This is a genomic window from Pseudomonas sp. GD03944, assembly GCF_029839275.1.
Taxonomy (GTDB): domain Bacteria; phylum Pseudomonadota; class Gammaproteobacteria; order Pseudomonadales; family Pseudomonadaceae; genus Aquipseudomonas.
The window spans coordinates 614,072-637,667 of sequence record NZ_JAOCAH010000001.1; the positions used below are offsets into that span (position 1 = coordinate 614,072).

The 23,596-nt window shown below is 65.3% G+C and carries 21 protein-coding genes; 13 read left to right on the plus strand and 8 right to left on the minus strand.

The genetic code is table 11. From position 1 onward, the window contains the following. Positions 1-70 precede the first annotated feature (70 nt). Complete coding sequence (locus N5C28_RS02990; protein ID WP_279819916.1) at positions 71-793, minus strand: transporter substrate-binding domain-containing protein; 723 nt, start codon at positions 791-793, stop codon at positions 71-73. Between the two features lie 125 nt (positions 794-918). Here N5C28_RS02990 and N5C28_RS02995 point away from each other — a divergent pair, with 125 nt between their 5' ends. Then, positions 919-2,688 (plus strand): S8/S53 family peptidase, encoded by a 1,770-nt coding sequence (locus N5C28_RS02995; protein WP_279819918.1) that lies wholly within the window; start codon positions 919-921, stop codon positions 2,686-2,688. Positions 2,689-2,794: 106 nt separating this feature from the next. Continuing rightward, positions 2,795-3,775: a zinc-dependent alcohol dehydrogenase family protein gene (locus N5C28_RS03000; RefSeq protein ID WP_279819919.1), complete on the plus strand. Its 981-nt coding sequence runs from the start codon at positions 2,795-2,797 to the stop codon at positions 3,773-3,775. A gap of 61 nt (positions 3,776-3,836) precedes the next feature. Here the strand turns inward: N5C28_RS03000 and N5C28_RS03005 are convergent, their stop codons facing one another. Continuing rightward, positions 3,837-5,186 carry a DEAD/DEAH box helicase gene (locus N5C28_RS03005; protein WP_279819921.1) on the minus strand — a complete coding sequence of 450 codons (1,350 nt, stop codon included), beginning with the start codon at positions 5,184-5,186 and terminating at the stop codon, positions 3,837-3,839. 161 nt (positions 5,187-5,347) lie between these two features. Between N5C28_RS03005 and N5C28_RS03010 the strand changes: the two genes are divergently transcribed. Next, positions 5,348-5,752 carry an anti-virulence regulator CigR family protein gene (locus tag N5C28_RS03010; protein WP_279819922.1) on the plus strand — a complete coding sequence of 135 codons (405 nt, stop codon included), beginning with the start codon at positions 5,348-5,350 and terminating at the stop codon, positions 5,750-5,752. A 9-nt stretch (positions 5,753-5,761) separates the two neighbouring features. Here N5C28_RS03010 and rarD read toward each other — a convergent pair whose 3' ends face one another. From rarD to N5C28_RS03025, 3 genes are all read right to left on the minus strand, one after another. Further along, positions 5,762-6,649 (minus strand): EamA family transporter RarD, encoded by an 888-nt coding sequence (gene rarD, locus N5C28_RS03015; protein ID WP_279819925.1) that lies wholly within the window; start codon positions 6,647-6,649, stop codon positions 5,762-5,764. Positions 6,650-6,914: 265 nt separating this feature from the next. Next, positions 6,915-7,514: an FMN-dependent NADH-azoreductase gene (locus N5C28_RS03020; protein ID WP_279819927.1), complete on the minus strand. Its 600-nt coding sequence runs from the start codon at positions 7,512-7,514 to the stop codon at positions 6,915-6,917. Positions 7,515-7,665: 151 nt separating this feature from the next. Beyond that, positions 7,666-7,980 carry a 3-phosphoglycerate kinase gene (locus N5C28_RS03025; protein ID WP_279819928.1) on the minus strand — a complete coding sequence of 105 codons (315 nt, stop codon included), beginning with the start codon at positions 7,978-7,980 and terminating at the stop codon, positions 7,666-7,668. An 86-nt stretch (positions 7,981-8,066) separates the two neighbouring features. Here N5C28_RS03025 and N5C28_RS03030 point away from each other — a divergent pair, with 86 nt between their 5' ends. The 5 genes from N5C28_RS03030 to N5C28_RS03050 all read left to right on the plus strand — a co-directional run bounded on the left by N5C28_RS03030 (position 8,067) and on the right by N5C28_RS03050 (position 12,836). Continuing rightward, the gene (locus N5C28_RS03030) at positions 8,067-8,993 is read left to right on the plus strand and encodes a LysR family transcriptional regulator (protein ID WP_279819930.1); all 927 of its coding nucleotides are present in this window, start codon (positions 8,067-8,069) and stop codon (positions 8,991-8,993) included. 14 nt (positions 8,994-9,007) lie between these two features. Continuing rightward, the gene (locus tag N5C28_RS03035) at positions 9,008-9,829 is read left to right on the plus strand and encodes an alpha/beta fold hydrolase (RefSeq protein WP_279819932.1); all 822 of its coding nucleotides are present in this window, start codon (positions 9,008-9,010) and stop codon (positions 9,827-9,829) included. 2 nt (positions 9,830-9,831) lie between these two features. Continuing rightward, complete coding sequence (locus N5C28_RS03040) at positions 9,832-10,386, plus strand: peptidylprolyl isomerase (protein ID WP_279819933.1); 555 nt, start codon at positions 9,832-9,834, stop codon at positions 10,384-10,386. Positions 10,387-10,538: 152 nt separating this feature from the next. After that, positions 10,539-12,371, plus strand: a complete 1,833-nt coding sequence (locus N5C28_RS03045) for an ABC transporter ATP-binding protein (protein ID WP_279819935.1) — start codon at positions 10,539-10,541, stop codon at positions 12,369-12,371. Between the two features lie 198 nt (positions 12,372-12,569). After that, the gene (locus N5C28_RS03050) at positions 12,570-12,836 is read left to right on the plus strand and encodes a DUF2790 domain-containing protein (RefSeq protein ID WP_279819937.1); all 267 of its coding nucleotides are present in this window, start codon (positions 12,570-12,572) and stop codon (positions 12,834-12,836) included. Between the two features lie 45 nt (positions 12,837-12,881). Here the strand turns inward: N5C28_RS03050 and N5C28_RS03055 are convergent, their stop codons facing one another. Continuing rightward, positions 12,882-14,006: a GNAT family N-acetyltransferase gene (locus N5C28_RS03055; protein WP_279819940.1), complete on the minus strand. Its 1,125-nt coding sequence runs from the start codon at positions 14,004-14,006 to the stop codon at positions 12,882-12,884. Positions 14,007-14,392: 386 nt separating this feature from the next. Here N5C28_RS03055 and N5C28_RS03060 point away from each other — a divergent pair, with 386 nt between their 5' ends. Next, positions 14,393-15,511: a porin gene (locus tag N5C28_RS03060; RefSeq protein ID WP_279819943.1), complete on the plus strand. Its 1,119-nt coding sequence runs from the start codon at positions 14,393-14,395 to the stop codon at positions 15,509-15,511. 156 nt (positions 15,512-15,667) lie between these two features. Next, positions 15,668-16,363 (plus strand): DUF2057 family protein, encoded by a 696-nt coding sequence (locus N5C28_RS03065; RefSeq protein ID WP_279819944.1) that lies wholly within the window; start codon positions 15,668-15,670, stop codon positions 16,361-16,363. Between the two features lie 220 nt (positions 16,364-16,583). Here N5C28_RS03065 and N5C28_RS03070 read toward each other — a convergent pair whose 3' ends face one another. Further along, positions 16,584-17,336, minus strand: a complete 753-nt coding sequence (locus N5C28_RS03070) for an AraC family transcriptional regulator (RefSeq protein WP_279819946.1) — start codon at positions 17,334-17,336, stop codon at positions 16,584-16,586. Positions 17,337-17,515: 179 nt separating this feature from the next. On the opposite strand from N5C28_RS03070, the gene N5C28_RS03075 reads away from it, so the two are divergent. The 3 genes from N5C28_RS03075 (at position 17,516) to N5C28_RS03085 (ending at position 21,885) form a co-directional block, all read left to right on the plus strand. Next, a complete protein-coding gene (locus N5C28_RS03075; protein WP_279819947.1) occupies positions 17,516-18,232 on the plus strand; it encodes a hypothetical protein in 717 nt (238 codons plus the stop codon). Between the two features lie 53 nt (positions 18,233-18,285). Further along, the gene (gene lon / locus N5C28_RS03080; RefSeq protein WP_279819949.1) at positions 18,286-20,685 is read left to right on the plus strand and encodes an endopeptidase La; all 2,400 of its coding nucleotides are present in this window, start codon (positions 18,286-18,288) and stop codon (positions 20,683-20,685) included. Positions 20,686-21,492: 807 nt separating this feature from the next. After that, the gene (locus tag N5C28_RS03085) at positions 21,493-21,885 is read left to right on the plus strand and encodes a protease inhibitor I42 family protein (protein ID WP_279819951.1); all 393 of its coding nucleotides are present in this window, start codon (positions 21,493-21,495) and stop codon (positions 21,883-21,885) included. Between the two features lie 6 nt (positions 21,886-21,891). Here N5C28_RS03085 and N5C28_RS03090 read toward each other — a convergent pair whose 3' ends face one another. Next, positions 21,892-23,592 carry a diguanylate cyclase gene (locus N5C28_RS03090; protein WP_279819955.1) on the minus strand — a complete coding sequence of 567 codons (1,701 nt, stop codon included), beginning with the start codon at positions 23,590-23,592 and terminating at the stop codon, positions 21,892-21,894. Positions 23,593-23,596 lie beyond the last annotated feature (4 nt).

Genomic DNA, 23,596 nt, shown 5'->3' on the forward strand with positions numbered 1-23,596 from the left:
ATCAGCCAGGACTGCCATTCAGCTCCGAGACCATTACCGTTGATGTCAGAAGGTGTCTGCAGCGGGCGTTTCAGTAGATCGCATAGCGCCGTTCAATGGCCTCGTACTCGCCACTGGCACGAATGTGCTCCAGCCCCTGGTTGAAACGATCACGCTGCTCGGCCAGGCGAAAGCCGACCTGGTAGGCCGTCAGCGGGAACACCCGGTACACGGTCACCGGCTGGCTGACATCGACCTGGGTGTACACCTCGCGGTTGAAGTAGCGCAGGACCCGCAGGTCGCCGACCACCACGTCGATCCGCCCGCTGTACAGCAGGCGGTTGCGCGCAATCTGGTGCGCTTCCTCGCGGTAGCGCGGGTTGCGCTCGCTCATCGCCTGGAACTCGCTGCCGAGCAGGTAGCGGGCACGCTGGAAAGCACTGACCGAATGGGCCTCGAGGTCGGCGATGCGTTCGATCTTCAAGTGCCGCGCCTGCAGCGCCACCGCCACGTTTTCATAGAGGATATGCGGCGTCGAGTAGTGCGCCGGCACGCCACTGAATTCGTTGGTGGGGGTAATCGCGTCGATCTCGCCACGGCGCAGCAACAGGTGCAAGCGCTCCAGCGGCAGGTAGTGGATCTCCGTCGTATAGCCGGCCGAGCGTGCCGCCGCGACGACGATGTCGTACTCCAACCCTTTCGCTTCCCCCTCGAAGATGTAAGGCGGCTTGTGGGTTCCGAACCCGATACGCAGCGTCTCTGCCCCCGCCGTCAGGCTGGCCAGGCACAACACCACCACTCCAATCCACCTCATGCCTACTCCTTTGACTGACTTACAGGCAGCATAGCGTGCCCGGTTGGCGCTTCCTACGCGTACTGAACATCAGCCGCCGCTTCGAGTCAGAGCAACGTCAGCCCCATGCACAGGTACCCGATGCCATGCCCCTCATCCGCCCCCTTCTCGCCACGCTCCTGGTCGCCTCTGCCTGCGGGAGCGCTTACGCCGCCGACCCCCTGCGCCTGAGCAACCTGAAGCGCTGCGGCGACCTGCTGGTTTCGGAGACCCTGACCTTCTGCCTCGACACCCGAGGCCTGGGCAGCGGCCCCCTGGAGGTGAAGCTGGGCGGCAAGCGCCTGCCGGACGCCACCTTCACCCATGAAGGACAGACGGTGCGCCTGACGCTCAAGCGCAAGGACCACACCAGCGGCCCGCTGTGGCTGGAGCAGGACGGCAAGCCGAGCAACCCGGTCTGGCTGACCCTCAATGGCAGCCACGTGCTGGCGGCCACGCCCCGGGAAGTGACGAAGAACATGGACGGGCTGACCACCTACATCGACCTGGTCAGCCTGATTATCGAGGAGGACGCCGACGGCCTGGAGGTGTCCCGCAAGCTGGCGAAGAAATACGGTGCCGAGGTGGTGGGCGCGATCCCGCCGCTCAACACCTACCAGCTGCGCCTGCCGGCAAAAGACCTCACCGAGCGCGACGCCATGGTGCTGCGCCTGGGCAGCGAGATCAGCGTAGACGCCGTGGTGATCGAGGAGTCGTCCGCCGAGGAAAACGAACGCACGCCGGCTCAACTGGAAAAGACCCCGAACGAAAACGAGTGGGCGGCCAACCGCTTTCTCGACGCGGTGAACTACTACCAGCGGCGCATCCCTGCCAAGGCCGCGCCGATCCCCACCACCCCGGTGCGCATCGGCATCATCGAGCGCAACGTCGACTTCGATGCCGCCGACTTCAACGATTACCTGGGGGATGCACCACGCGACGCGAAGCGCACCCCGCACACCCGGGTCTACGCCCGTGATGCGCAAGCCCCGGACGGCCACGGCACCACCGTCACCGGCATCCTCGCGGCGCGCTGGGACAAGGGCGGCAACACTGGCTTCCTGCGAGGGCTGGACGGTGCCGGCCCCGGCTTCGAGGTGATCGTCGAGCGCAACTCGGACGCCGGCATCACCGCCAACATCGCGGCCTCGGTCAACCTCATCGAAGACGGCGTGCGGGTGCTCAACTGGAGCTGGGGCATCCACCGCATCGGCGCCAGGAACATCCAGGGCGACGAGATCGATTCCCTGGTGCGCTCCGGCCTGGCCATGAGCGGCTACGAAGAGCTGCTCGAGGAATTCTTCCTGTGGCTGCGCCGCGAGCATCCGGACGTGGTGGTGGTGAACTCGGCCGGCAACGGCTCGTCGCTGTCGGGTGCCGACGAATACCGGCTGCCCTCCTCCTTCGTTACCGACCAGTTGCTGGTGGTCGGCGGCCACCAGCGCAGCGAGCGCGAGGACGTCTCGGTGGACGACCCGGCCTACGTGGTCAAGCGCAACTCCTCCAATATCGACACCCGGGTCGACATCAGTGCCGCGGCCTGTGCCCGTGCCTCGACGCTGAAGGAAGATGAACAGGGCGACACCCACTGCGGCACCTCCTACGCCACGCCGATGGTCACCGGCATCGTCGCCGGGCTGCTGTCGATCAACCCGGAACTGAAGCCGGAACAGCTGCGCATGCTGCTGCGGCGCAGCGCCATGACCCTGGGCGAGGAATTCGACTTCGAACCCACCGACGCCGAAGACCTCACCGCGCCGATCCTGCCCTCGGAGCGCAACTTCGAGCTGAACAACCCGGACATCGGTCTCTCCGCGCGCCTGGACATGCAGAAAGCCCTGGACCTGGCGGTGAAGAGCCGCGACCGGGTGCGCTGAGCCGCGCCCGATCACCCGGATCGATAACGCGGGATTCGTCCCGCGACGGCCGCTGCCAGCTAGACTCAACGGCTCACCAATCCCCTATCGCCATCGGAGAACTTCCATGCTCAAAGCCGAATACCAGCGTCGCGGCCCCGTTCCGCAGGACGTCATCGAAGCCGTCGAACTGACACTGGCGGCGCCGGCCCAGGGCGAAGTACGGGTCAAGGTCGAAGCTGCGCCCATCAACCCCTCGGACGTGCTCACCCTGACTGGCGAATACGGCATGCTGCCGCCGCTGCCCGCGGTGGGCGGCAATGAAGGCGTGGGGCGGGTCGAAGCCCTGGGCCCGGACGTCAGCCACCTCAAGGTCGGCCAGCTGGTGCTGCTGCCGGTGGGTTGCGGCACCTGGGTCAGCCACCTGAACGCCCCGGCCAACAAACTGATCCCGCTGCCGGAAGCCGATCCCCAGCAACTGGCGATGATGACCGTCAACCCGCCGACCGCCTCGCTGATGCTCAGCGAGTTCGTCGACCTGCAACCGGGCGACTGGGTGATCCAGAACGCCGCCAACTCCGGGGTCGGCAGCTACCTGATCCAGTTGGCCAAGCTGCGCGGCTTCAGGACGCTGAACGTGGTGCGCCGCGAATCGGCGGTGGCCGCGGTGGAGGCCGAAGGCGGCGACGTGGTGCTGGTCGACGGGCCGGACCTGGCCAAGCGCGTGCGCGCCGCCACCAACAATGCCCCGGTACGCCTGGGGATCGACGCCGTGGGCGGCGCCTCCACCGATCACCTGGCCGCCAGCCTCAGCGACGGTGCCGTGCTGGTCAACTACGGCATGATGAGCCGCCAGCCCTGTCAGGTGTCGCCCGCCTCCTTCGTGTTCCGCGACGTGACCCTGCGCGGCTTCTGGCTGGCCAAGTGGTTCCGCAACGCGACCCCGGCCGAGCAGATGAAAGTCTTCGGCGAGCTGACCCAGCTCATCGCCGCCGGCAAGCTGCGCACCCGGGTGGCCGCCACCTACGACATCAGCCAGATCAAGGACGCCGTGGCAGCCGCCGCCAGCGGCGAGCGCGACGGCAAGATCCTGATCTTGCCGAAATGAAGCCAACAAAAAGCCCGCGTCATGCGGGCTTTTTGTATCACTGGCGAGGGGCGGCTCGCCCTTACTCCGCCGCTGGCTTGCGGCGCTTCAGCGGCGCCAGGCCGTCCTGGCTGACCACCGGGGCGTCGCTCTTCGGCTTGTTGGCCGTGTTGCGCTTACTCGGGGTCTTGGCCGGCGCCTTCTTCGCCGCGCCTTTCTTCACCGCCTTGCCATCGACCTTTTTCTTCTTGGTGCCCGCGGCCTTGCCGGACGCCTTGAGGTTCTTCGGCCCCTGGTAGGTACCCTTCAGCTCCTTGATGGTACGGCGCTCGAAACGCTGCTTGAGGTAGCGCTCGATGCTCGACATCAGGTTCCAGTCGTTGTGGCAGATCAGCGAGATCGCCAGGCCGTCGCCACCGGCACGGCCGGTGCGGCCGATGCGGTGCACGTATTCGTCGCCGGAGCGCGGCATGTCGAAGTTGATCACCAGGTCCAGGCCGTCCACGTCCAGGCCGCGGGCCGCGACGTCGGTGGCCACCAGGATCTTCACCGCGCCCTGCTTGAGGCGGTCGATGGCCAGCTTGCGGTCCTTCTGGTCCTTCTCGCCGTGCAGCACGAACACCTTGAACTCACGGGCGACCAGCTTGCCGTACAGGCGGTCGGCCTGGACCCGGGTGTTGGTGAAGATGATCGCCTTGTCGTAGGTCTCGTTGGCCAGCAGCCAGTCGACCATCTGCTCTTTGTGGTGGTTGTGGTCGGCGGTGATGATCTGCTGGCGGGTGCCTTCGTTGAGCTGGCTGACGCGGTTGAGCAGCAGGTGCTCCGGCTCCTTCAGGACCTTGCCGATTACCTCGCGCATGGCGTTGCCGCCAGTGGTGGCGGAGAACAGCAGGGTCTGGCGCTGGGCATTGCACAGCTCGGCCAGGCGCTGCACGTCTTCGGCGAAGCCCATGTCGAGCATGCGGTCGGCTTCGTCCAGCACCAGCACCTCGACTTCGTTCAACTGCAGGTTGCCGGCGTTGGCGTGTTCGATCAGGCGCCCCGGGGTGCCGATCAGGATGTCCACCCGGCGCAGCATCGCGGCCTGCACCTTGAAGTCCTCGCCGCCGGTGATCAGGCCGGCCTTGAGGAAGGTGAACTGGGCGAAGCGCTCGACTTCCTTGAGGGTCTGCTGGGCCAGCTCGCGGGTCGGCAGCAGGATCACCGCACGGATGCTCAGGCGCGCCTGGGACGTACCATCGCCCAGCAGGCGGTTGAGCATCGGCAGCACGAAGGCTGCGGTCTTGCCGCTGCCGGTCTGCGCGATGACCCGCAGGTCCCGCCCCTGCAGTGCTGCCGGAATGGCGGCCGCCTGCACCGGAGTGGGCTCGACAAAGTTCAGCTCGGCCACGGCTTTCAGCAGGCGTTCATGCAGGGCGAATTGGGAAAACACGGGTAGGACCTCGGCGAAAAACGAAATATCAGCTGCATAGCGTAACGGTTTCCCGCGCCGGGGCCGAATTTCTTTGCGTCCGCAGCCATACTGTTGATCGGAGAACCGAGGAACGGCACTGGCTGCCGGGCCTACCCCCAGCACTGACACAGGAGTTCGCCATGAGAAAAACGCTAGCCCGCGGCCTGCTGATCGCCGTCAGCCTGGCCGTCAGCGTCGGCGCCCAGGCCGCGCCCAAGGATCATCCCGGCAAGCACGGTGGCCATAACGGCGAGGCCCACGGCAGCCAGCACGGGCCCAGCATCGACCTGGATGCGGTGCGCCTCATCCTCGGTGACAACCGCCACCTGATCGGCCCGACCAGCGCCCTGCCGCCCGGCATCGCCAAGAACCTGGCCCGCGGCAAGCCGCTGCCACCGGGGATCGCCAAGCGCTTCGACAGCCGCCTGCTGGGCAAGCTGCCCCGCTACGACGGCTATGAGTGGCAGCAGGTCGGTACCGATGTGGTTCTGATCGCGATCGCCACCGGGATCGTCTACGAGGTGCTGCGCAACGTCCTGGATTGAACGCGGGCCCTACCCGCGCTGCTTGATCAGCAGGCGGGTGCTGTCCCAGCCCACCAGCACCACGGCCATCCAGATCGGCAGGTAGGTCATCCATTGCTGGGCATCGAAGACCTCGCCCAGGAACACCAGCGCCACCAGGAACAGCAGCACCGGCTCGACGTAACTGAGGATGCCGAACAGCCCCAGCGGCAACAGCCGGCTGGCCGCCATCATCGAGGCGAATGCCAGGGTGCCGAGCAGCGCCATGCCCGGTAGCAGCCACCAGAGCTGCGGCGTGGTCTCGAAGACCCCGGGCGGCGACCAGGCGACGATCAGCCAGATGGCCAGCGGCGCCAGCATCAGCATCTCCAGGATGAAGCCGGACAGCGCATCCAGGCTCATCCAGCGGCGCAGCATCAGGTACGGCGGATACCCCAGGGCGGTGGCCAGCGTTACCCAGGAGAATGTCTGGGCACGCCACAGTTCGTGGGCCACACCCAGGCAGGCGCAGAACACCGCGACCTTCAGCAACGGCCGCAGGCGTTCCCCATAGAACACGCGGCCGGCCAGCACCGCCACCAGCGGAAACAGGAAATACCCCAGGGACAGGTCGAGCATGTGCCCGATCAGCGGCGCCCAGACGAACAGCCCCCACTGCACGCCGATCAGCGCGGCCGACAGGGGCAAGGCGGCCAGCAGCAGCGGCTCGCGGCGAAAACGCCCCAGGGTCGCGCGCAGCACCGCGCCCTGGCGGGCCAGGACCACCAGCAGCAACACCGCCGGGATCGACCAGAGCACGCGCTGGGCAAACACCTGCACGCCATCGAGCGGCTCCAGGTGCCGCACGTAGCCGGGAATCAGGGCGAACAACACCGACGCCAGAACCGACAGCGCCACGCCACGTCCGGACAGATCCATCGTGTCACCTCATGCCGTATTCGCCCGTGAACCGCCACGGGGCCTCGCCATCGGCAGACTGCCGTGGGCCAGCGACCTTAGCCGGTTCGGGGCTGTCCGACAATTATCGACATTGCCCGGCCGGCGGGTCAGGCCAGACACGACCCTTTCAGGTGAACACGCGCCATAAAAAAGCCCGGCCGGTCATTCAGGCGACGGGCCGGGCAAGGTGGTCCCCGGAACAAGGACACACATGGAGTAGACGTGAGGCGAAAGCAGGTGGCGATCAGGCCAGTTGAGCGACCTGGGCGGTGGCCTGGGCCAGGCCCCTTTGCATGAACTCGTTGCCCAGGTTCAGGCCTTCGGCATGGATGAAGCTGACGTCGTGGATGCCGACGAACGCCAGGGCCTGGCGCAGGTAGGGCTCCTGGTGGTCCATGGCACTGCCGGCGTAGATGCCGCCGCGGGCGGTCAGCACCACGGCGCGCTTGCCGCCGAGCAGGCCTTGCGGGCCGTTCTCGGTGTATTTGAAGGTCACGCCGGCACGCAGCACGTGGTCGAGCCAGGCCTTGAGGGTGCTGGGGATGGCGAAGTTGTACATCGGCGCCGCGAGCACCAGCACATCGGCGGCCAGCAGCTCGTCGGTGAGGGTGTTGGACAGCGCCAGGGCAGCCTTTTCCGCCTCGCTCTGCTGCTCGCTCGGGGTCATCCAGCCGCCCAGCAGATTGGCATCCAGGTGCGGCACCGGGTTTGCCGCCAGGTCACGTACGGTCAGGGTGTCGGCCGGATTGGCCGCGCGCCACTGGGCAATGAACTGCTCGGTGAGCTGACGGGAAACCGAGCCCTGTTGGCGGGCGCTGCTTTCGATAACCAGAATGCGGGACATGGGGTGTGCTCCATCGAAGGGGGTGCGAAGTGGATGGAGCAGAGAATAGAGACACATATATCGATTAAAAAGCGTAAAAATCCGCTACAAATAATCGATTAAGTTGATTTATAGAAAAGACCGCACTAGGCTCGATGGCAAATGCGGCGCGTCACTTGAGCTCGCAGGTCAGGTTCACGCGCAGGCGGATGATGCTGCGGTTGAACTTGATCGTCATGCTGCTGTTCTGCCCCGGTGCCAGCACCACCTTGCGCGTACGGGGCGCTTCGGGGCCGTTGCGGAACACCCCACGGCATTCGGCCGCGGTTTCGCCGTAGTTGTAGAGCAGCACGGCCCCCATGTTGTGATCGATTTCCTGTGTGGACGCCGAAACCTCGGCACCATTGAGCTGTTTCTCCAGGTCGATCGGATACGCCAGGGCGCCCAGCGGCAACGACATGAGCAAGGCGCAGCAAAGTTTTTTCATGCGGCAGTCTCCAACCAAGGGGCTGCCAGTTTAGGTCGAGTTCGCCGGGTTTTGCACCCGACCGCTGGCGTGAATAGGAAGGAATAATGAAAGCACCCCGTGTCACCCTGGATCAGTGGCGCACCCTGCAGGCCGTCGTCGACCAGGGCGGATTCGCCCAGGCGGCCGAGGTGCTGCACCGCTCGCAGTCCTCGGTCAGCTACACCGTGGCGCGCATGCAGGACCAATTGGGCGTGCCGTTGCTGCGCATCGACGGGCGCAAGGCGGTGCTGACCGAGGCCGGCGACGTGCTGCTGCGTCGCTCGCGGCAACTGGTGAAACAGGCCAGCCAACTGGAAGACCTCGCCCACCACATGGAACAGGGCTGGGAGGCCGAGGTGCGCCTGGTGGTCGACGCCGCCTACCCCACCGCCCGCCTGCTGCGCGCCCTCGCCGCCTTCATGCCGCAGAGCCGCGGCTGCCGGGTGCGCCTGCGTGAAGAGGTGCTGTCGGGGGTCGAGGAAGTGCTCAAGGCCGGGACCGCCGACCTGGCCATCAGCGGTTACAACATTCCCGGTTTCCTTGGTTCGGAAATGACGGCCGTGGAATTCGTCGCCGTCGCCCACCCCGACCACGCCCTGCATCGCCTGCAGCGCGAACTGAACTTTCAGGACCTGGAAACCCAGATGCAGGTGGTGATCCGCGACTCCGGCCGGGAGCAGCCGCGCGATGTCGGCTGGCTCGGCGCCGAACAGCGCTGGACCGTCGGCAGCCTGGCCACCGCCGCGACCTTCGTCGGCAGCGGCCTGGGCTTCGCCTGGCTGCCGCGCCACATGATCGAGCGTGAACTCGCCGACGGCCTGCTCAAGCCCCTGCCGCTGGACAAGGGCGGCACCCGCAGCCCGACCTTCTTCCTTTATTCGAACAAGGACAAACCCCTCGGCCCGGCCACGCAGATCCTCACCGACCTGCTGCAACGCTTCGACGCCGCGCCGCTCAATGCCGCCTTCGGTGCACCACTGCCACCGGCCTGACAGGATGTCGCCCCATGCCCTATTTCGATAATGACGGTTGCCAACTGCACTATGAAGAATACGGCCAGGGCGCGTCCGTCCCGGTGCTGCTCATCCACGGCCTGGGGTCGAGCACCCGCGACTGGGAGTACCAGATCCCCGACCTGGCGGCGCACTACCGGGTGATCGCCCTCGACGTGCGCGGCCACGGGCGCTCCGACAAGCCCCGGGAACGCTACCGCATCGCCGATTTCGCCGACGACGCCGTGGCCCTGCTCGATCACCTGGGCCTGGAGCAGGTGCACCTGGTGGGGATTTCCATGGGCGGCATGATCGGCTTCCAGCTCGGCGTGGATAACCCGCAGCGGCTGAAAAGCCTGACCATCGTCAACAGCGGCCCGGAGGTGAAGCCCAAAAGCCCCCGCGACTGCCTGGAGATCGCCAAGCGCTGGACCCTGTCGCGCCTGCTCAGCCTGGAGGCCATCGCCAAGGCGCTGGGCAAGCTGCTGTTCCCCAAACCGGAACAGGCCGAGCTGCGGCGCAAGATCGAAGAACGCTGGCCGCAGAACGACAAGCGCGCCTACCTTGCCAGCCTCGACGCCATCATCGGCTGGGGCGTGCGGGAACGCCTGTCACGCATCACCTGTCCAACCCTGGTCATCAGCGCCGACCGCGACTACACACCGGTGGCGCAGAAACAGGCTTATGTAAACGAACTGCCGAACGCCCGCCTGCTGGTGATCGACGATTCGCGGCACGCCACACCCCTGGATCAACCCCAACGCTTCAATAGCAGCCTGCTCGCCTTCCTCGCCGAAGTCGAAACGGCCGCCCAACCCCACGACAAGGACCATTGAGAATGTTGAAGAAACTCGCCCTCGGCGCCTGCTCGCTGCTGTTCGCCACCAGCCTGCTGGCCGCCGAAAACCCCAAGGTACTGCTGACCACCAGCTTCGGTGACATCGAGATCGAGCTGGAGGCGGAAAAAGCGCCGATCAGCAGCAAGAACTTCCTCGCCTACGTCGACAGCGGCTACTACGCCGGCACCCAGTTCCACCGCGTGATCCCGGGCTTCATGGTGCAAGGCGGCGGTTTCGACGCCAACCTGCGCCAGAAGGACACCGAGTCGCCGATCAAGAACGAAGCCGACAACGGCCTGCACAACGTGCGCGGCACCCTGGCCATGGCCCGTACCCAGGCCCGTGATTCGGCCACCAGCCAGTTCTTCATCAACCACAAGGACAACGCCTTCCTCGACCACGGTTCCCGTGACTTCGGCTACGCGGTATTCGGCAAGGTGGTCAAGGGCATGGACGTGGTCGACAAGATCGCCCAGGTACCGACCGCCAACAAGGGCGGCCACCAGAACGTGCCGCTGGAGCCGGTGCTGATCATCGAAGCCAAGCGCCTCTGACGCTGTGACTGAAGCCGGTAGAGGGCCCGCCAGCGCGGCGTGCCCTCTACCGCGCGCCCTTCCCCGCCGACATCGTCGGCCCATCGCGCAACATTCGCCCCGGCAAACTCGCTAGAATCAGGATTCATTCTCGACTAGGTCGGATGCCTGTCATGCTGTTTCGCCGTTTCGAAGCCCTGATCGACGTTTTCAAACCCAGCCCCGATGTGGAGCCGCCCGCCGGCATCCTGCCCTTCTACCTGCACTACGTGCGCCAGGTCTGGCCGCTGATGATCGCCGTGCTGGTGATCGGTTTCTTCGCCGCGCTGATCGAAGTGGCGTTGTTCAGCTTCCTCGGCCAGCTCATCGACATGACCCAGAACACGCCCAGCGGCGAGTTCTTCGAGCAGCACCAGGGCACCCTGCTGTGGATGCTGCTGGTGGCGCTGATCATCCGCCCCCTGGTGTTCGGCCTGCACAACCTGCTGACCCACCAGACGATCAACCCCGGCCTGACCAACCTGATCCGCTGGCAGAACCACCGCTACGTGCTCAAACAGAGCCTGGGCTTCTTCCAGAACGACTTCGCCGGGCGCATCGCCCAGCGCATCATGCAGACCGGCCCGTCGCTGCGCGATTCGGCCATGCAGGTGATCGACGCCCTGTGGCACGTGGCGGTCTATGCCGGCAGCGCGCTGTACCTGTTCGCCTCCGCCGACATTCGCCTCGTCGTACCGCTGCTGCTGTGGATCGCCGGCTACTGCTGCGCGCTGTGGTACTTCGTGCCGCGCATCAAGAACCGCTCGGCCGCCGCCTCGGCCGCGCGCTCCAAGGTCATGGGCCGGGTGGTGGACGGCTACAGCAATATCGCCACCCTCAAGCTGTTCGCCCACACCCAGGTCGAGGAGCACTACGCCCGTGACGCCATGCAGGAACTGCTGGAAAAATTCCGCCTGCAGTCGCGCACCATCACCACCCTGGACTTCGTCATCACCTGCCTCAACGGCGTGCTGATCGTCGGCACCGGCGCCCTCGCCCTGTGGCTGTGGAGCGGCGACCTGATCAGCACCGGGGCCATCGCCCTGGCCCTGGGCCTGGTGATCCGCATCAACAACATGGCCGAGTGGATCATGTGGGTGGTCAACGGCATCTTCGAGAACGTCGGCACGGTGCAGGACGGCATGAAAACCATCGTCCAGCCGCGCCACGTGCTCGACCAGGAGCAGGCCAAGCCGCTGACGGTCAGCCAGGGTGGCGTGCACTTCGAGAACATTCACTTCCACTACGGCAAGCGCCACGGCGTGATCGGTGGCCTGGACCTGCAGGTGCGCCCCGGCGAGAAGATCGGCCTGGTCGGCCCTTCGGGCGCGGGCAAGTCGACCCTGGTCAACCTGCTGCTGCGCCTCTATGACCTGGAGAGCGGGCGCATCCTCATCGACGGCCAGAACATCGCCGAGGTGACCCAGGAAAGCCTGCGCGCGCAGATCGGCGTGGTCACCCAGGACACCTCGCTGCTGCACCGTTCGATCCGCGACAACCTGCTGTATGGCAAGCCCGACGCCACCGAGGACGAGCTTCTGGAGGCGGTGCGCAAGGCCCGCGCCGACACCTTCATCCCGCGGCTGGACGACAGCCAGGGTGGTATCGGCTTCGATGCCCAGGTGGGCGAGCGTGGCGTGAAGCTGTCCGGCGGCCAGCGCCAGCGCATCGCCATTGCCCGCGTGTTGCTCAAGGATGCACCGATCCTGGTGCTCGACGAAGCCACCTCGGCGCTGGACTCGGAGGTCGAAGCGGCGATCCAGGAAAGCCTGGACAACCTGATGCAGGGCAAGACGGTCATCGCCATCGCCCACCGGCTGTCGACCATCGCGCGCATGGATCGCCTGGTGGTGATCGACCAGGGCCAGGTCGTCGAAAGCGGCAGCCACGACCAGTTGATCGCCCACGGCGGGCTCTATGCCCGGCTGTGGCAGCACCAGACCGGCGGCTTCGTTGGCATCGACTGAAGCCTCGCAAGCGTTGTTGGTATGAGACTAATAGATAGGTTGCTTTCCAATTCCTATCGTCATAACCTCGGACTGGCAACGCCTTGCGATTCCTGTTGGAACAACTGCTCGGGCAATGCCCGGTAGACCCTGCCGCTCTCGGCAGGTTTGCAGCGTTCCAGTGGCTCAAGATCGATCCCATCAAGAGGAACGGCTGTCATGAAACTAGCATCCATGGTCACCGCACTGCTCTCCAGCCTGGCCCCGAGCGTATTCGCCGAAGACGCCAGTCGCACCCCGGGAGCCGGCATCCCGCCCACCGAATACCACTACGGCATGGACGTCGACGTCAAAAAGGTCCTGCACCGCACCGACAACTCCAGCAAGGCGGGTGTCGTGCCGGTCATCGTCGTGTACGAAGACAGCCAGGGCGAAGTCCACAAGCTCAAATACCTGGAATGGGGCGGCCGCCATCTGCACGGCTGATTCCGTTCCGACCCCGACCGCGCCTTTTCAGGCGCGGTTTTTCTTTCACGCCTGCCGATACGGCAGTAGCGTCACAGCCTCTTCGGCGTAGGCCTGGATACCCACCCGCTCCTCCTCGAGGAATGCGGCCACCGCATCACGCAGCCCCGGGTGGCAGAGGTAGTGCCAGGACCGGGTGATCACCGGCTCGAAGCCGCGAATCAGTTTGTGTTCCCCCTGCGCCCCCGCGTCGAAGCGCTGCACGCCCTGGGCGATCGCGTACTCCATGCCCTGGTAGAAGCAGGTCTCGAAGTGCAGGCGGTCGAACTCCGCCAGGCAACCCCAATAGCGCCCGTACAGGCTGCCGCCCCCCATCAGGCTGAAGGCCATGGCCACCCGCCGGCCCCCCTGCACCGCCAGCACCACGCGAATGGCTTCCGGCATGCGCTCGGCCAGCAGGCTGAAGAACGCCCGCGTCAGGTACGGCGCCTGGCCGCGCACTCGGTAGGTGTTGGCGTAGCAGTGGTAGACGAAATCCCACTCGGCCTCGCTGAGCTGATGCCCCTCGCGCCAGTCGAAACTGATGCCCTGCCCCGCCACCTGCTCGCGCTCCTTGCGCATCTGCTTGCGCTTGCGCGAGCTGAGGTTGTCGAGAAAGTCCTGGAAATCCCGGTAGCCGCGGTTGTTCCAGTGGTACTGGCAGCCCAGGCGCTCCAGCCAGCCGTCACGCCCGCGCAGCAGGGTGTCGGCGGTGTCTTCGGTGAAGTTGATGTGCAGGCTGGACAACCCCTGGGGCTGCAGGCTCGCCGTCAGCTCATCGAGCAACCGCGACGCGGCCTGCGGGTCCCCCAGCAAGCGTGGGCCGGTCACCGGCGAGAAGGGAATCGCTCCCAGCAGCTTGGGGTAGTACTCGATGCCGGCCCGGTGGCAGGCGTCCGCCCAGCCGTGATCGAACACGTATTCGCCGTAGGAGTGGTACTTCACATAGGCCGGCAGTGCCGCCAGCGGCTCGCCGTGTGCATCGAGCAACAGCTGGTGGGCCGGCTGCCAGCCGCTGCGACCGCCGACGCTGCCGCTGTCCTCCTGCGCACTGAGGAAGGCATGGCGCAGAAAAGGTTGCGCGCTGGGCAGCAGCGCGTCCCACCGGTCCGCCGGCACATCGAGCAGGGAGTCTGCGAAAAGCAGGGTCACGACAACACTCCGCGAAATAATCCGCTCAGGGAAATGGCCCCTCTCATGGGTCTTTATCGAGGGGAGCGAACAGCGTTCGAACACCCGTAAAACCGGATGTCATCAACTTTATCGATGACAACTTACCGCGATTCTCGAAACTTTAACATTCACCCTTTAGGGTCGCCACGGGCACTTCCGCGCCCACTCGAATTGCCCTGAAAACCCACTCGAACATGACCCCTTATACACCGTAATTCATTGTTTTTAAAAAAGTTCCGCTGTCTCCAAAATGTCATGTAGCAGCAAGCCTTCTGTCATATCGGATTTCCATAATCGCCTCCGTCCAAACAGACACCGTCACGGCATTCGCAAGACGGCGTTTCATAAAACGAAGGAGTTTTTCGATGAAGAAGAAGTTGATTGCGATTGCTGTTGGTTCTGCACTGGCGGTACCGGCTGTCGCACTGGCTGATGTAACCGTATATGGCCGTGCACACGTTTCCGTGGATTTCCTCGATGACGGCGCCAAGTACTCCGAAACCAACCTGTCGAGCAACTCCTCCCGTCTGGGCTTCAAAGGCAGCCATGACATCAACCCGGATCTGAAAGCCTTCTTCCAGATCGAGCAGCAGATCAACTTCACCACCGGCGCGTCGAACGGCGGTACCGACTTCTCCACCCGCGACACCTTCGTCGGCCTGGGCAGCAACTTCGGCTCCCTGCAGATCGGTCGCTTCGACAGCCCGTTCAAGGTAGCCCGCGGTCCGTTCAACCTGTTCGGCGACCAGGTCGGCGACATGAACAACCTGGCTCGCGTCACCGCCAGCCGCCTGGACGAGCGCTACGACAACACCATCCAGTACACCACCCCGGACTTCAACGGCTTCAACGCCAAGATCGCCTACTCGATGTACCAGGGCCAGTCGGTCAACATCAACGCTGCCGGCAACAACGAAGACAGCGACGCCTTCAGCCTGTCGTTGAACTACGCCGGTGGCCCGCTGGAAGCCTCCCTGGCCTACGAGCAAGTGGAAGACGACACCCTGCGTTCGACCACCGTCGGCACCAACCGCGGCGAAGCAGACTCCTACCGCGCCGCCGCTGCCTACAAGCTCACCGATTCCTTCAAGCTGGTCGGTTTCTACCAGACCACCGACTTCAGCGGCATCAGCGGTACCACCAGCGCCCAGCGTGACGCCGGTACCTTCGACGTCTACGGCATCGGTGGCGAGCTGGCGATTGCCCAGAACACCGCACTGAAAGCCACCTACATGACCCATGACAGCGACGCCGACAACGCCGACGCCGACATGTGGGTAGTCGGTATCGAGCACAAGCTGGACAAGGCCGTTCGCGTCTACGCCAACTACGCGGTAGTCGACAACGACGACAACGTTGCCTACACCCCGTGGAGCCAGTCCCGTACCGCCAACCCGACCAACCAGTCGATCGTCAACGGCGTGAACGAAGCGCTGGGCGAGAAGGCTTCGGGCTTCACCGTAGGTCTGCGCTACGACTTCTGATCCCTTTCGCGGACCAGATAAAACAAAGCGGGCTGCTCCCTTCGGGACAGCCCGCTTTGTCATTTAACTGACACTTACCCGTCTTATTCTTGTTTCCAGACTGTAATCGACCCCAGACCGCCGGGTATCGGCGGGCCTTCGCACCTAGGAGTTTCCATGCGCCGCTTGTTCGTAATCACCATGGCCTGTCTGATGGCCGCCTGTGCCCAGCAACCTCAAGTCCAACTGTATTCCGGCGCACCGTTGCCGCAGAGCCAGGTGCTGACGGTAGTGGTGCCCGGTGAGCTGGAAATTCGCAGCATCAACGGCCAGCCCTACTCCGCCGCCAACGCCGCCTTCGGCCTGGACGACAAGCAACTGCTGCTGCAACCGGGCGCCTATCAGGTGCATGCCTTCTACAAGAACGGTTTCGACATCGCCGGTGGCATGAGCCATGAAGTGGTGCGCGGCCGCACCGCCATCTTCAACATCGAAGGCAAGGCCGGTGAGCTGTGGCGCCTGGACTTCGACCGTCCGAGCAACCTGGCCGAGGCCAAGAAGTTCGAAGACGACTTCCCGGCCTGGGCCGTGAACACCCGCACTGGCGAGCGCAAGGAAGCCCAGGCAGGCAACCGCAACGTCTCGGCCTTCAGCGTGATGATGGGCTCCAGCGAAGTCGCCCCGCAGGCCACCAGCGTCGCCCCGCTGGGTGCGGCCCCGGCCGCTGCCGCTCAGCCCGTGGCCCTGAACCCGGCGCCGGCCCAGGCCTCTGCCCTGCCGCACAGCGACGCCACCCTGACCACCCTGCAACAGATGTGGAACCTGCTGACCCCGGAAAGCCGCAGCGCCTTCCTGAAGTGGGCCCAGCAGTAAGCTGCCCCCCGGGCTGAACAGCGCTCCTGCACACCGCGGCAGGAGCGCCTCCCGCCGGCCACACCGCTCCCCTTGCCGTACGCGCCAGCCTGCTGGCCCCTCCCCCGCGACACCCGCCGAACCCTTCGGCCATCATCCAAACAGCACGCGGCCATCTGCACAGCCAGGCCAATGACCTTGCCGGCATTCGACGTCTGTCGGGTTCTATGGCGCGGGTGCGCTACTCGGCGCCGCGCAGGCGCTTCGGCGTCAGGCCCAGGTAGCGGCGCATGGCCGTGGTCAGGGCGCTCTGGCTGGAGAAACCACACTCTTCGGCAATGCGAATCAGCGGGATGTTGCTCTCGCGCAGCAGGCGCGCGGCACGGTCGAGACGGGTCTTCAGCAGGTACTGGTGCGGCGTGAGGCCGACGCTGTCCTTGAATTGGGCGTGGAAGTGGCTCGGGCTCAGGCACACCACCTGCGCCAGCTCCGCCACGCTGATGCGCCGCGCCAGGTGCTCGACGATGTAGCCGTCGAGCCGCTCCAGGTTGAGCGGCCCCTGGGAGCGGTTGCGCTGCTCGCCGAACAGCCGCAGGTGCAGAGCACGCAACAGCACGCTCCCCAGCGAACGCGCCAGCAGCGGGTCGCTGCCGTAGCGCTCCAGCTCGGCGCCGGCGTAGCTCAGCAGGTTCTGGAAGTCCGCGTCCAGCTGCGGGTAGCGTGGCATCTCGAACAGCCGGGTCAGCAGCGCCAGGTCTTCACCGGAGGCGTCCTGCTCATCCAGGTCGATGATCAGCATGCGGTTGTCGCCCATGCCGGCGAACTGGTGATCGGCATCGCCAGGCACCAGGCAGGCCCGCATCCGGCACACCTCGCCGCCGCGTCCGTTGACGTCGAACTCGGCGCGCCCGGCCAGCGACAACACCACTTGGTGGTGGTCGTGGGTATGCTCGTGAGCTTGATCGTCCAGGCGCATCAGACGGGCATTGAACATGACGGATTTCAATTTTGCGGAAAAGGCTGGCACTTTACCGCTTTAACCGGCAAAACAGCACCCTGCACGACAAGCGGGAGCCTTTGTCGGCAGGCTGCACATCCGGCAGGTCCAGGCGGCATCGAGCGCATAACCTGGCACGCGTTGTACCCGTACTCCGGCAGGCGAAGGAGCCGTCCATGGAGCTCAACATCACCCTGGTGTTCACGCTGGGGGTCACGATTCTCGGTCTCTGGGTGCTGTACCGTTCCCGACGCCGTCATCACCAGGCGATCAGCGCGCTGGAGAGCGCCACCCTGAGCCTGAGCCTCGACCTGCTGCAGGCCCTGCAACGGCACCGCGGGCTGGGCGCCCAGCAGGACGCCTGGAGCTGCGAGCGGCGCGCCGAGCTGGCCGAACAGCTGAATCGCCTGTGGCAGGAGTGGCCCGCCGAGGCCCTGCACCTGCCGCCCCTGCAGCTCGACTGGCCGCTCCTGCTGCGCAAGCCGGCGGACTTCTCGGCCCATTGCCGGTTGATCGACAACCTGATCGGCATCATCGAACAGCTGGAGGATCACCTGACCCAGGGCGGCCATCGCCGGCTGCGCGGATTCGGCCAGTCCTGCCGGGCCCTGGAAGACCTGGCGCGGCTGCGCGGCCTGGCCACCCGGGCCGCCAACTACGCCCACTGCCCGGTGGGCCTGAAGATGCAGATCCGCTTTCTCTGCCAGCGCCTGCGCCAGCCCGGCACCAGCGAATCCCAGCTGGCGCTGATGGATCACCTGGAGCAGGCGCTGATCGACACCCCGCGCATCACCCTCACGCCCCAGCACTGCTTCTCCCTGGTCACCCCCCTGATCGACAAACGCCTGCACGAGCTGCGGCATGTGCTGTCACAGGCTGTGAACAGCGATTGAAAAACCGCCAGCGCTGCCCCATCTAGCATTTAACGTGCAACGACAGGTGCCGCATGAACGACCCACAGGACATCGAAATCGTCGTAGAACAGCCTGACCAGGCCGCCACCGGCCACAGCCTCGTTCTCCCAGGCCAGCAACTGCCTGACAAACTCTATGTGATCCCGATTCACAACCGCCCCTTCTTCCCGGCCCAGGTGCTGCCGGTCATCGTCAACCAGGACCCCTGGGGCAAGACCCTGGAACGCGTGGGCAATACCGAGCACAAGTGCCTGGCGGTGTTCTACATGGACACCCCGCCCAGCGACGGCGCCGAGTTCGACCCCGACAGCCTGCCCGAGCACGGCACCCTGGTGCGCGTGCACCACGCCAGCGAAGAAGGCGGCAAATTGCAGTTCGTGGCCCAGGGCCTGACCCGCGTGCGCATCCGCGGCTGGCTGAGCCGCAAGCCGCCGTACCTGGCGGAGGTCGAGTACCCGAAAAGCCCCAGCGCGCCGGGTGACGAGGTCAAGGCCTACGGCATGGCGCTGATCAATGCGATCAAGGAGCTGCTGCCGCTCAACCCGCTGTACAGCGAAGAACTGAAGAACTACCTCAACCGCTTCAGCCCCAACGATCCGTCGCCGCTGACCGACTTCGCCGCCGCCCTGACCAGCGCTCCGGGAACCGAGCTGCAGGAAGTGCTGGACACCGTGCCGATGCTCAAGCGCATGGAAAAGGTCCTGCCGCTGCTGCGCAAGGAGGTCGAGGTCGCCCGCCTGCAGAAGGAGCTGTCGGCCGAGGTCAACCGCAAGATCGGCAAGACCCAGCGTGAGTTCTTCCTCAAGGAACAGCTGAAGATCATTCAGCAGGAACTGGGCCTGAGCAAGGACGACCGCAGCGCCGATATCGAGCAGTTCGAGCAGCGCCTGGCGGGCAAGACCCTGTCGGACCAGGCGCGCAAACGCATCGACGAAGAGCTGAACAAGCTGTCGATCCTGGAGACCGGTTCGCCCGAATACGCGGTCACCCGCAACTACCTGGACTGGGCCACGGCGCTGCCCTGGGGCGTGTTCGGCAAGGACAAGCTCGACCTGTCCCACGCCCGTCAGGTGCTGGACACCCACCACGCTGGCATGGACGACATCAAGGAGCGCATCACCGAGTTCCTTGCCGTGGGCGCCTTCAAAGGCGAGATTTCCGGCTCCATCGTGCTGCTGGTCGGCCCACCCGGTGTGGGCAAGACCAGCATCGGCAAGTCCATCGCCGAATCCCTCGGCCGGCCCTTCTACCGTTTCAGCGTCGGCGGCATGCGCGACGAAGCGGAAATCAAGGGCCACCGCCGCACCTACATCGGCGCCCTGCCTGGCAAGCTGGTGCAGGCGCTGAAAGAGGTCGAGGTGATGAACCCGGTGATCATGCTCGACGAGATCGACAAGCTCGGCGCCAGCTACCAGGGCGACCCGGCCTCGGCGCTGCTGGAAACCCTCGACCCGGAGCAGAACGTCGAATTCCTCGACCACTACCTGGACCTGCGCCTGGACCTGTCCAAGGTGCTGTTCATCTGCACCGCCAACACCCTGGACTCGATTCCCGGCCCGCTGCTCGACCGTATGGAAGTGATTCGCCTGTCCGGCTACATCAGCGAGGAAAAGCTGGCCATCGCCAAGCGCCACCTGTGGCCCAAGCAGTTGGAAAAGGCCGGCGTGCCGAAGAAGCGCCTGAGCATCAGCGACGCCGCCCTGCGCGGGCTGATCGAAGGTTACGCCCGGGAAGCCGGCGTGCGGCAGCTGGAAAAACAGCTGGGCAAACTGGTGCGCAAGGCGGTGGTTAAGCTGCTCGACGACCCGGACAGCGTGGTCAAGATCGGGCCCAAGGACCTGGAAGGCTACCTGGGCATGCCGGTGTTCCGCAGCGAGCAGGTACTGTCCGGGGTCGGCGTCATCACCGGCCTGGCCTGGACCAGCATGGGCGGCGCCACCCTGCCGATCGAAGCCACGCGCATCCACACGCTGAACCGGGGCTTCAAGCTCACCGGGCAACTGGGTGAGGTAATGAAGGAGTCGGCGGAAATCGCCTACAGCTACATCAGCTCGCACCTGAAGCAGTTCGGTGGCGACACCGCCTTCTTCGACCAGGCCTTCGTCCACCTGCACGTCCCCGAGGGCGCCACGCCCAAGGACGGCCCCAGCGCCGGTGTCACCATGGCCAGCGCGCTGCTGTCCCTGGCACGCAACCAGGCGCCGAAGAAAGGCGTGGCCATGACCGGCGAACTGACCCTCACCGGGCAGGTCCTGCCGATTGGCGGGGTGCGCGAGAAGGTGATCGCGGCGCGCCGGCAGAAGATCTTCGAACTGATCCTCCCGGAAGCCAACCGCGGCTCGTACGAGGAACTGCCGGACTACCTGAAGGAAGGCCTGACCGTGCATTTCGCCAAGCGCTACAGCGACGTGGCCAAGGTATTGTTTGGCTGACGGTCACCCTGGGTGTCGGCATACGGCACCCAGGTTAAGCCCCCCCTACCGACGCACAGCGCAATCCCTCACGCAAAGCCCAAACCCGTAGGAGCGGACTTGTCCGCGAGCTTTCCCATTCGACCTGCTGATCATCCTATGCCACAGGCCGCCGAGCTCGCGGCCAAGGCCGCTCCTACAGAGGCGTGTCGTCCCGTAGGGTGGATCACGCTCCATCGATCCACCGCAGCGCCGCCATGGTGGATGTAAACAGCGACATCCACCCTACAGCACAGCGCAATCCCTCACGCGGAGCCCAAACCCCGTAGGAGCGGACTTGTCCGCGAGCTTTTCCATTCGACCTGCAGATCACCCTATGGCGCAGGCCGCCGAGCTCGCGGCCAAGGCCGCTCCTACAGAGCCGTGTCGTCCCGTCGGGTGGTTCACGCTCCATCGATCCACCGCAGCGCCGCCATGGTGGATGTAAACAGCGACATCCACCCTACAGCACAGCGCAATCCCTCACGCGGAGCCCAAACCCCGTAGGAGCGGACTTGTCCGCGAGCTTTTCCATTCGACCTGCAGATCATCCTATGGCACAGGCCGCCGAGCTCGCGGCCAAGGCCGCTCCTACAGAGCCGTGTCGTCCCGGTGGATCGCGCTTCATCGATCCACCGCAGCGCCGCCATGGTGGATGTAAACAGCGACATCCACCCTACGCGCACGGCGCATCCGGGCGTTGATTCGCTGCAATTAAAACGCGCGGGTTATCCTGACGGGCGTCAGGCGCTATGCTGGCAGGCCTTTGGCCAATCACCGGAGCCCTCGATGATCAATGCGCCCCGCTCGCTGCTGTTGCTCGGCAGCGCCCTGCTGACCGCCTGTGCTCACCAGGGCGGTACCCTCACCGTGCAGAAACAGAGCCAGTGCCCCCTGAGCCTGAGCCCGGGCCAACAACTGGTGCTGACCCTGCCCAGCAACCCCACCACCGGCTTCCGCTGGACCGTGCGCGACGATGCCGGCGCCCTGTTGGAAAGCCTGGGTCCGGAGGTCTACAGCAATTCGGAAGACGCCGGCCTGGTCGGCAGCGCCGGCCAGTCGACCTGGCGTTTCCAGGCCAAGCAGCCTGGCGAAGGCCACCTGCTGCTGACCTACCAGCGCCCCTGGGAGCCGGAAGTGGCGCCCGAGCAGACCTTCGACTGCGCCATCCGCGTGCGCTGAAGCTGTCTAGGCCTGCTTAACCGGCTTGCCGGACAGCTCGCTGCGGTACAGACACAGGCGGTTGCGGCCGCTGCGTTTGGCCTCGTACAGCGCGCTGTCGGCGGCGCTCAGCAGCTGTTCGGCGGTGTCGCCGTCTCGCGGGTACAGCGACATACCCAGCGAGATGTTGATCGCCCCCAGGGCCTGGCCGCCGTAATGCACCTGCAGCGCCGCCACCGCTTCACGCAGCGCCTCGCACCGTTCGATCGCCGCCTCCTGGCTGATCTCCGGCATGACCAGGGCGAACTCCTCGCCGCCGTAACGACAGGCCAGGTCGCTGGCCCGCACTTGGCGCTTCATCTCCAGGGCCAGGTGGCGCAGCACCAGATCCCCCGCCTCGTGACCGAAGCTGTCGTTGAAGCGTTTGAAATGGTCGGCGTCCAGCAGGACCACCACCACGTTGGTGCGATTGCGTGAGGCGCGCAGCAGTTCGCGACGCAGGCTTTCGTCGAGGAAACGCCGGTTGTACAGGCCGGTCAGGGCATCGATCACCGACTGCTTGCGCAGGTTGTCGCGCAGGGTCAGGTTGGCCACCGCCAGCGACACTTGCTCGGCGAGGGTTTCCGCCAGTTCCTGGTCGATCGAGCCATCGCCCCTCAGCGTCAATACCCCGAGCGGTTCACCCTGGGCCATCAGCGGCACACAGAGGTAACCGCTCTCCAGCAACGGGCTGTTGCGCAGGTGCGGACAGGGCAGGTCCTTGTCCGCGTCGTGCACGGCATGGGTATGCCCGCGGCGCAGCGCCCAGCACTGGTCCGGCTCGAACAGCGTGAGGCCCTCCGGCCATTCGCCCCAGTGCGCGACGTCTTCCAGAACATCATGGGATGGGTGGTAGAGGAACATGCAGCCGGCGTTGTTGGGGAACAACTGCTGGGCGAAACGCCCGATGATCATGAAGCACTCGTCGAAGTTGTTGACCGAGTGCAGCGCACCCGCCATGCGGCTGAGCAGGGAAATCTCGTGGTTGCGCAGCTCGACCTGCTGCTTGCCGCCGGCGAGCTCCTCGCTGAGATGCTCCAGCTTGCGCCGACTCGCGCGCCCCTCGCGCAGTACGCTGAAGGTGAAGTGGAACAACAGCGCAATCACCAGCAGGTTCAGCAGGGCCACGCCGATCAGGATCACCCGACCGACCCGTTCACGCTGGGCGATCTCCTGCTCCAGCACCAGCAGGCGCGCATTCATGTCTTGCTGCAGGGCCTCGATCCGGCCACGGATGTCGTCCATCAGCATCTTGCCGCGCCCGCTGCTGATGCGCTCGCTGGTGGCGATCAGGCCTTCGGTGCGGCGGCTCTCCACCGAGGCGGTGAAGTACACGCGCTGCTCCTCGATCACCGGCCGCAGGGCGACCAGCCGCTCGTGCAATTCGGGGGTTTTGGCCAGGTCGACGTCGAGCGTCTTGTAGAGGCGATCCACGGTCTCGTACCCCTGGTACAGGGGCGCCAGGAAGTCTTCGCGACCGGTGATGACGAAGCCCCGCTGGCCGGTCTCGCCGTCCTTGAGCGCCGACAGCATCAGCTGCAATTGCCGGCTCTGCTGCTCCTGGGCATCGTGCCCGACCCAGGCCGAGGCGGCCCATCGGGCGTTGAGCATGGGCACCAGCATGTTCACCACCAGCATGACGATGGCGATGACGAAACCGATTTTCAGCCCTCTGGCGGCTTTGATCATGGAG

Coding starts and splice junctions, on each gene's coding strand:
- N5C28_RS02990 (WP_279819916.1), bottom strand. CDS start 793: ATGAGGTGGATTGGAGTGGTGGTGTTGTGCCTGGCCAGCCTGACGGCG.
- N5C28_RS02995 (WP_279819918.1), top strand. CDS start 919: ATGCCCCTCATCCGCCCCCTTCTCGCCACGCTCCTGGTCGCCTCTGCC.
- N5C28_RS03000 (WP_279819919.1), top strand. CDS start 2,795: ATGCTCAAAGCCGAATACCAGCGTCGCGGCCCCGTTCCGCAGGACGTC.
- N5C28_RS03010 (WP_279819922.1), top strand. CDS start 5,348: ATGAGAAAAACGCTAGCCCGCGGCCTGCTGATCGCCGTCAGCCTGGCC.
- rarD (WP_279819925.1), bottom strand. CDS start 6,649: ATGGATCTGTCCGGACGTGGCGTGGCGCTGTCGGTTCTGGCGTCGGTG.
- N5C28_RS03020 (WP_279819927.1), bottom strand. CDS start 7,514: ATGTCCCGCATTCTGGTTATCGAAAGCAGCGCCCGCCAACAGGGCTCG.
- N5C28_RS03025 (WP_279819928.1), bottom strand. CDS start 7,980: ATGAAAAAACTTTGCTGCGCCTTGCTCATGTCGTTGCCGCTGGGCGCC.
- N5C28_RS03030 (WP_279819930.1), top strand. CDS start 8,067: ATGAAAGCACCCCGTGTCACCCTGGATCAGTGGCGCACCCTGCAGGCC.
- N5C28_RS03035 (WP_279819932.1), top strand. CDS start 9,008: ATGCCCTATTTCGATAATGACGGTTGCCAACTGCACTATGAAGAATAC.
- N5C28_RS03040 (WP_279819933.1), top strand. CDS start 9,832: ATGTTGAAGAAACTCGCCCTCGGCGCCTGCTCGCTGCTGTTCGCCACC.
- N5C28_RS03045 (WP_279819935.1), top strand. CDS start 10,539: ATGCTGTTTCGCCGTTTCGAAGCCCTGATCGACGTTTTCAAACCCAGC.
- N5C28_RS03050 (WP_279819937.1), top strand. CDS start 12,570: ATGAAACTAGCATCCATGGTCACCGCACTGCTCTCCAGCCTGGCCCCG.
- N5C28_RS03060 (WP_279819943.1), top strand. CDS start 14,393: ATGAAGAAGAAGTTGATTGCGATTGCTGTTGGTTCTGCACTGGCGGTA.
- N5C28_RS03065 (WP_279819944.1), top strand. CDS start 15,668: ATGCGCCGCTTGTTCGTAATCACCATGGCCTGTCTGATGGCCGCCTGT.
- N5C28_RS03070 (WP_279819946.1), bottom strand. CDS start 17,336: ATGTTCAATGCCCGTCTGATGCGCCTGGACGATCAAGCTCACGAGCAT.
- N5C28_RS03075 (WP_279819947.1), top strand. CDS start 17,516: ATGGAGCTCAACATCACCCTGGTGTTCACGCTGGGGGTCACGATTCTC.
- lon (WP_279819949.1), top strand. CDS start 18,286: ATGAACGACCCACAGGACATCGAAATCGTCGTAGAACAGCCTGACCAG.
- N5C28_RS03085 (WP_279819951.1), top strand. CDS start 21,493: ATGATCAATGCGCCCCGCTCGCTGCTGTTGCTCGGCAGCGCCCTGCTG.
- N5C28_RS03090 (WP_279819955.1), bottom strand. CDS start 23,592: ATGATCAAAGCCGCCAGAGGGCTGAAAATCGGTTTCGTCATCGCCATC.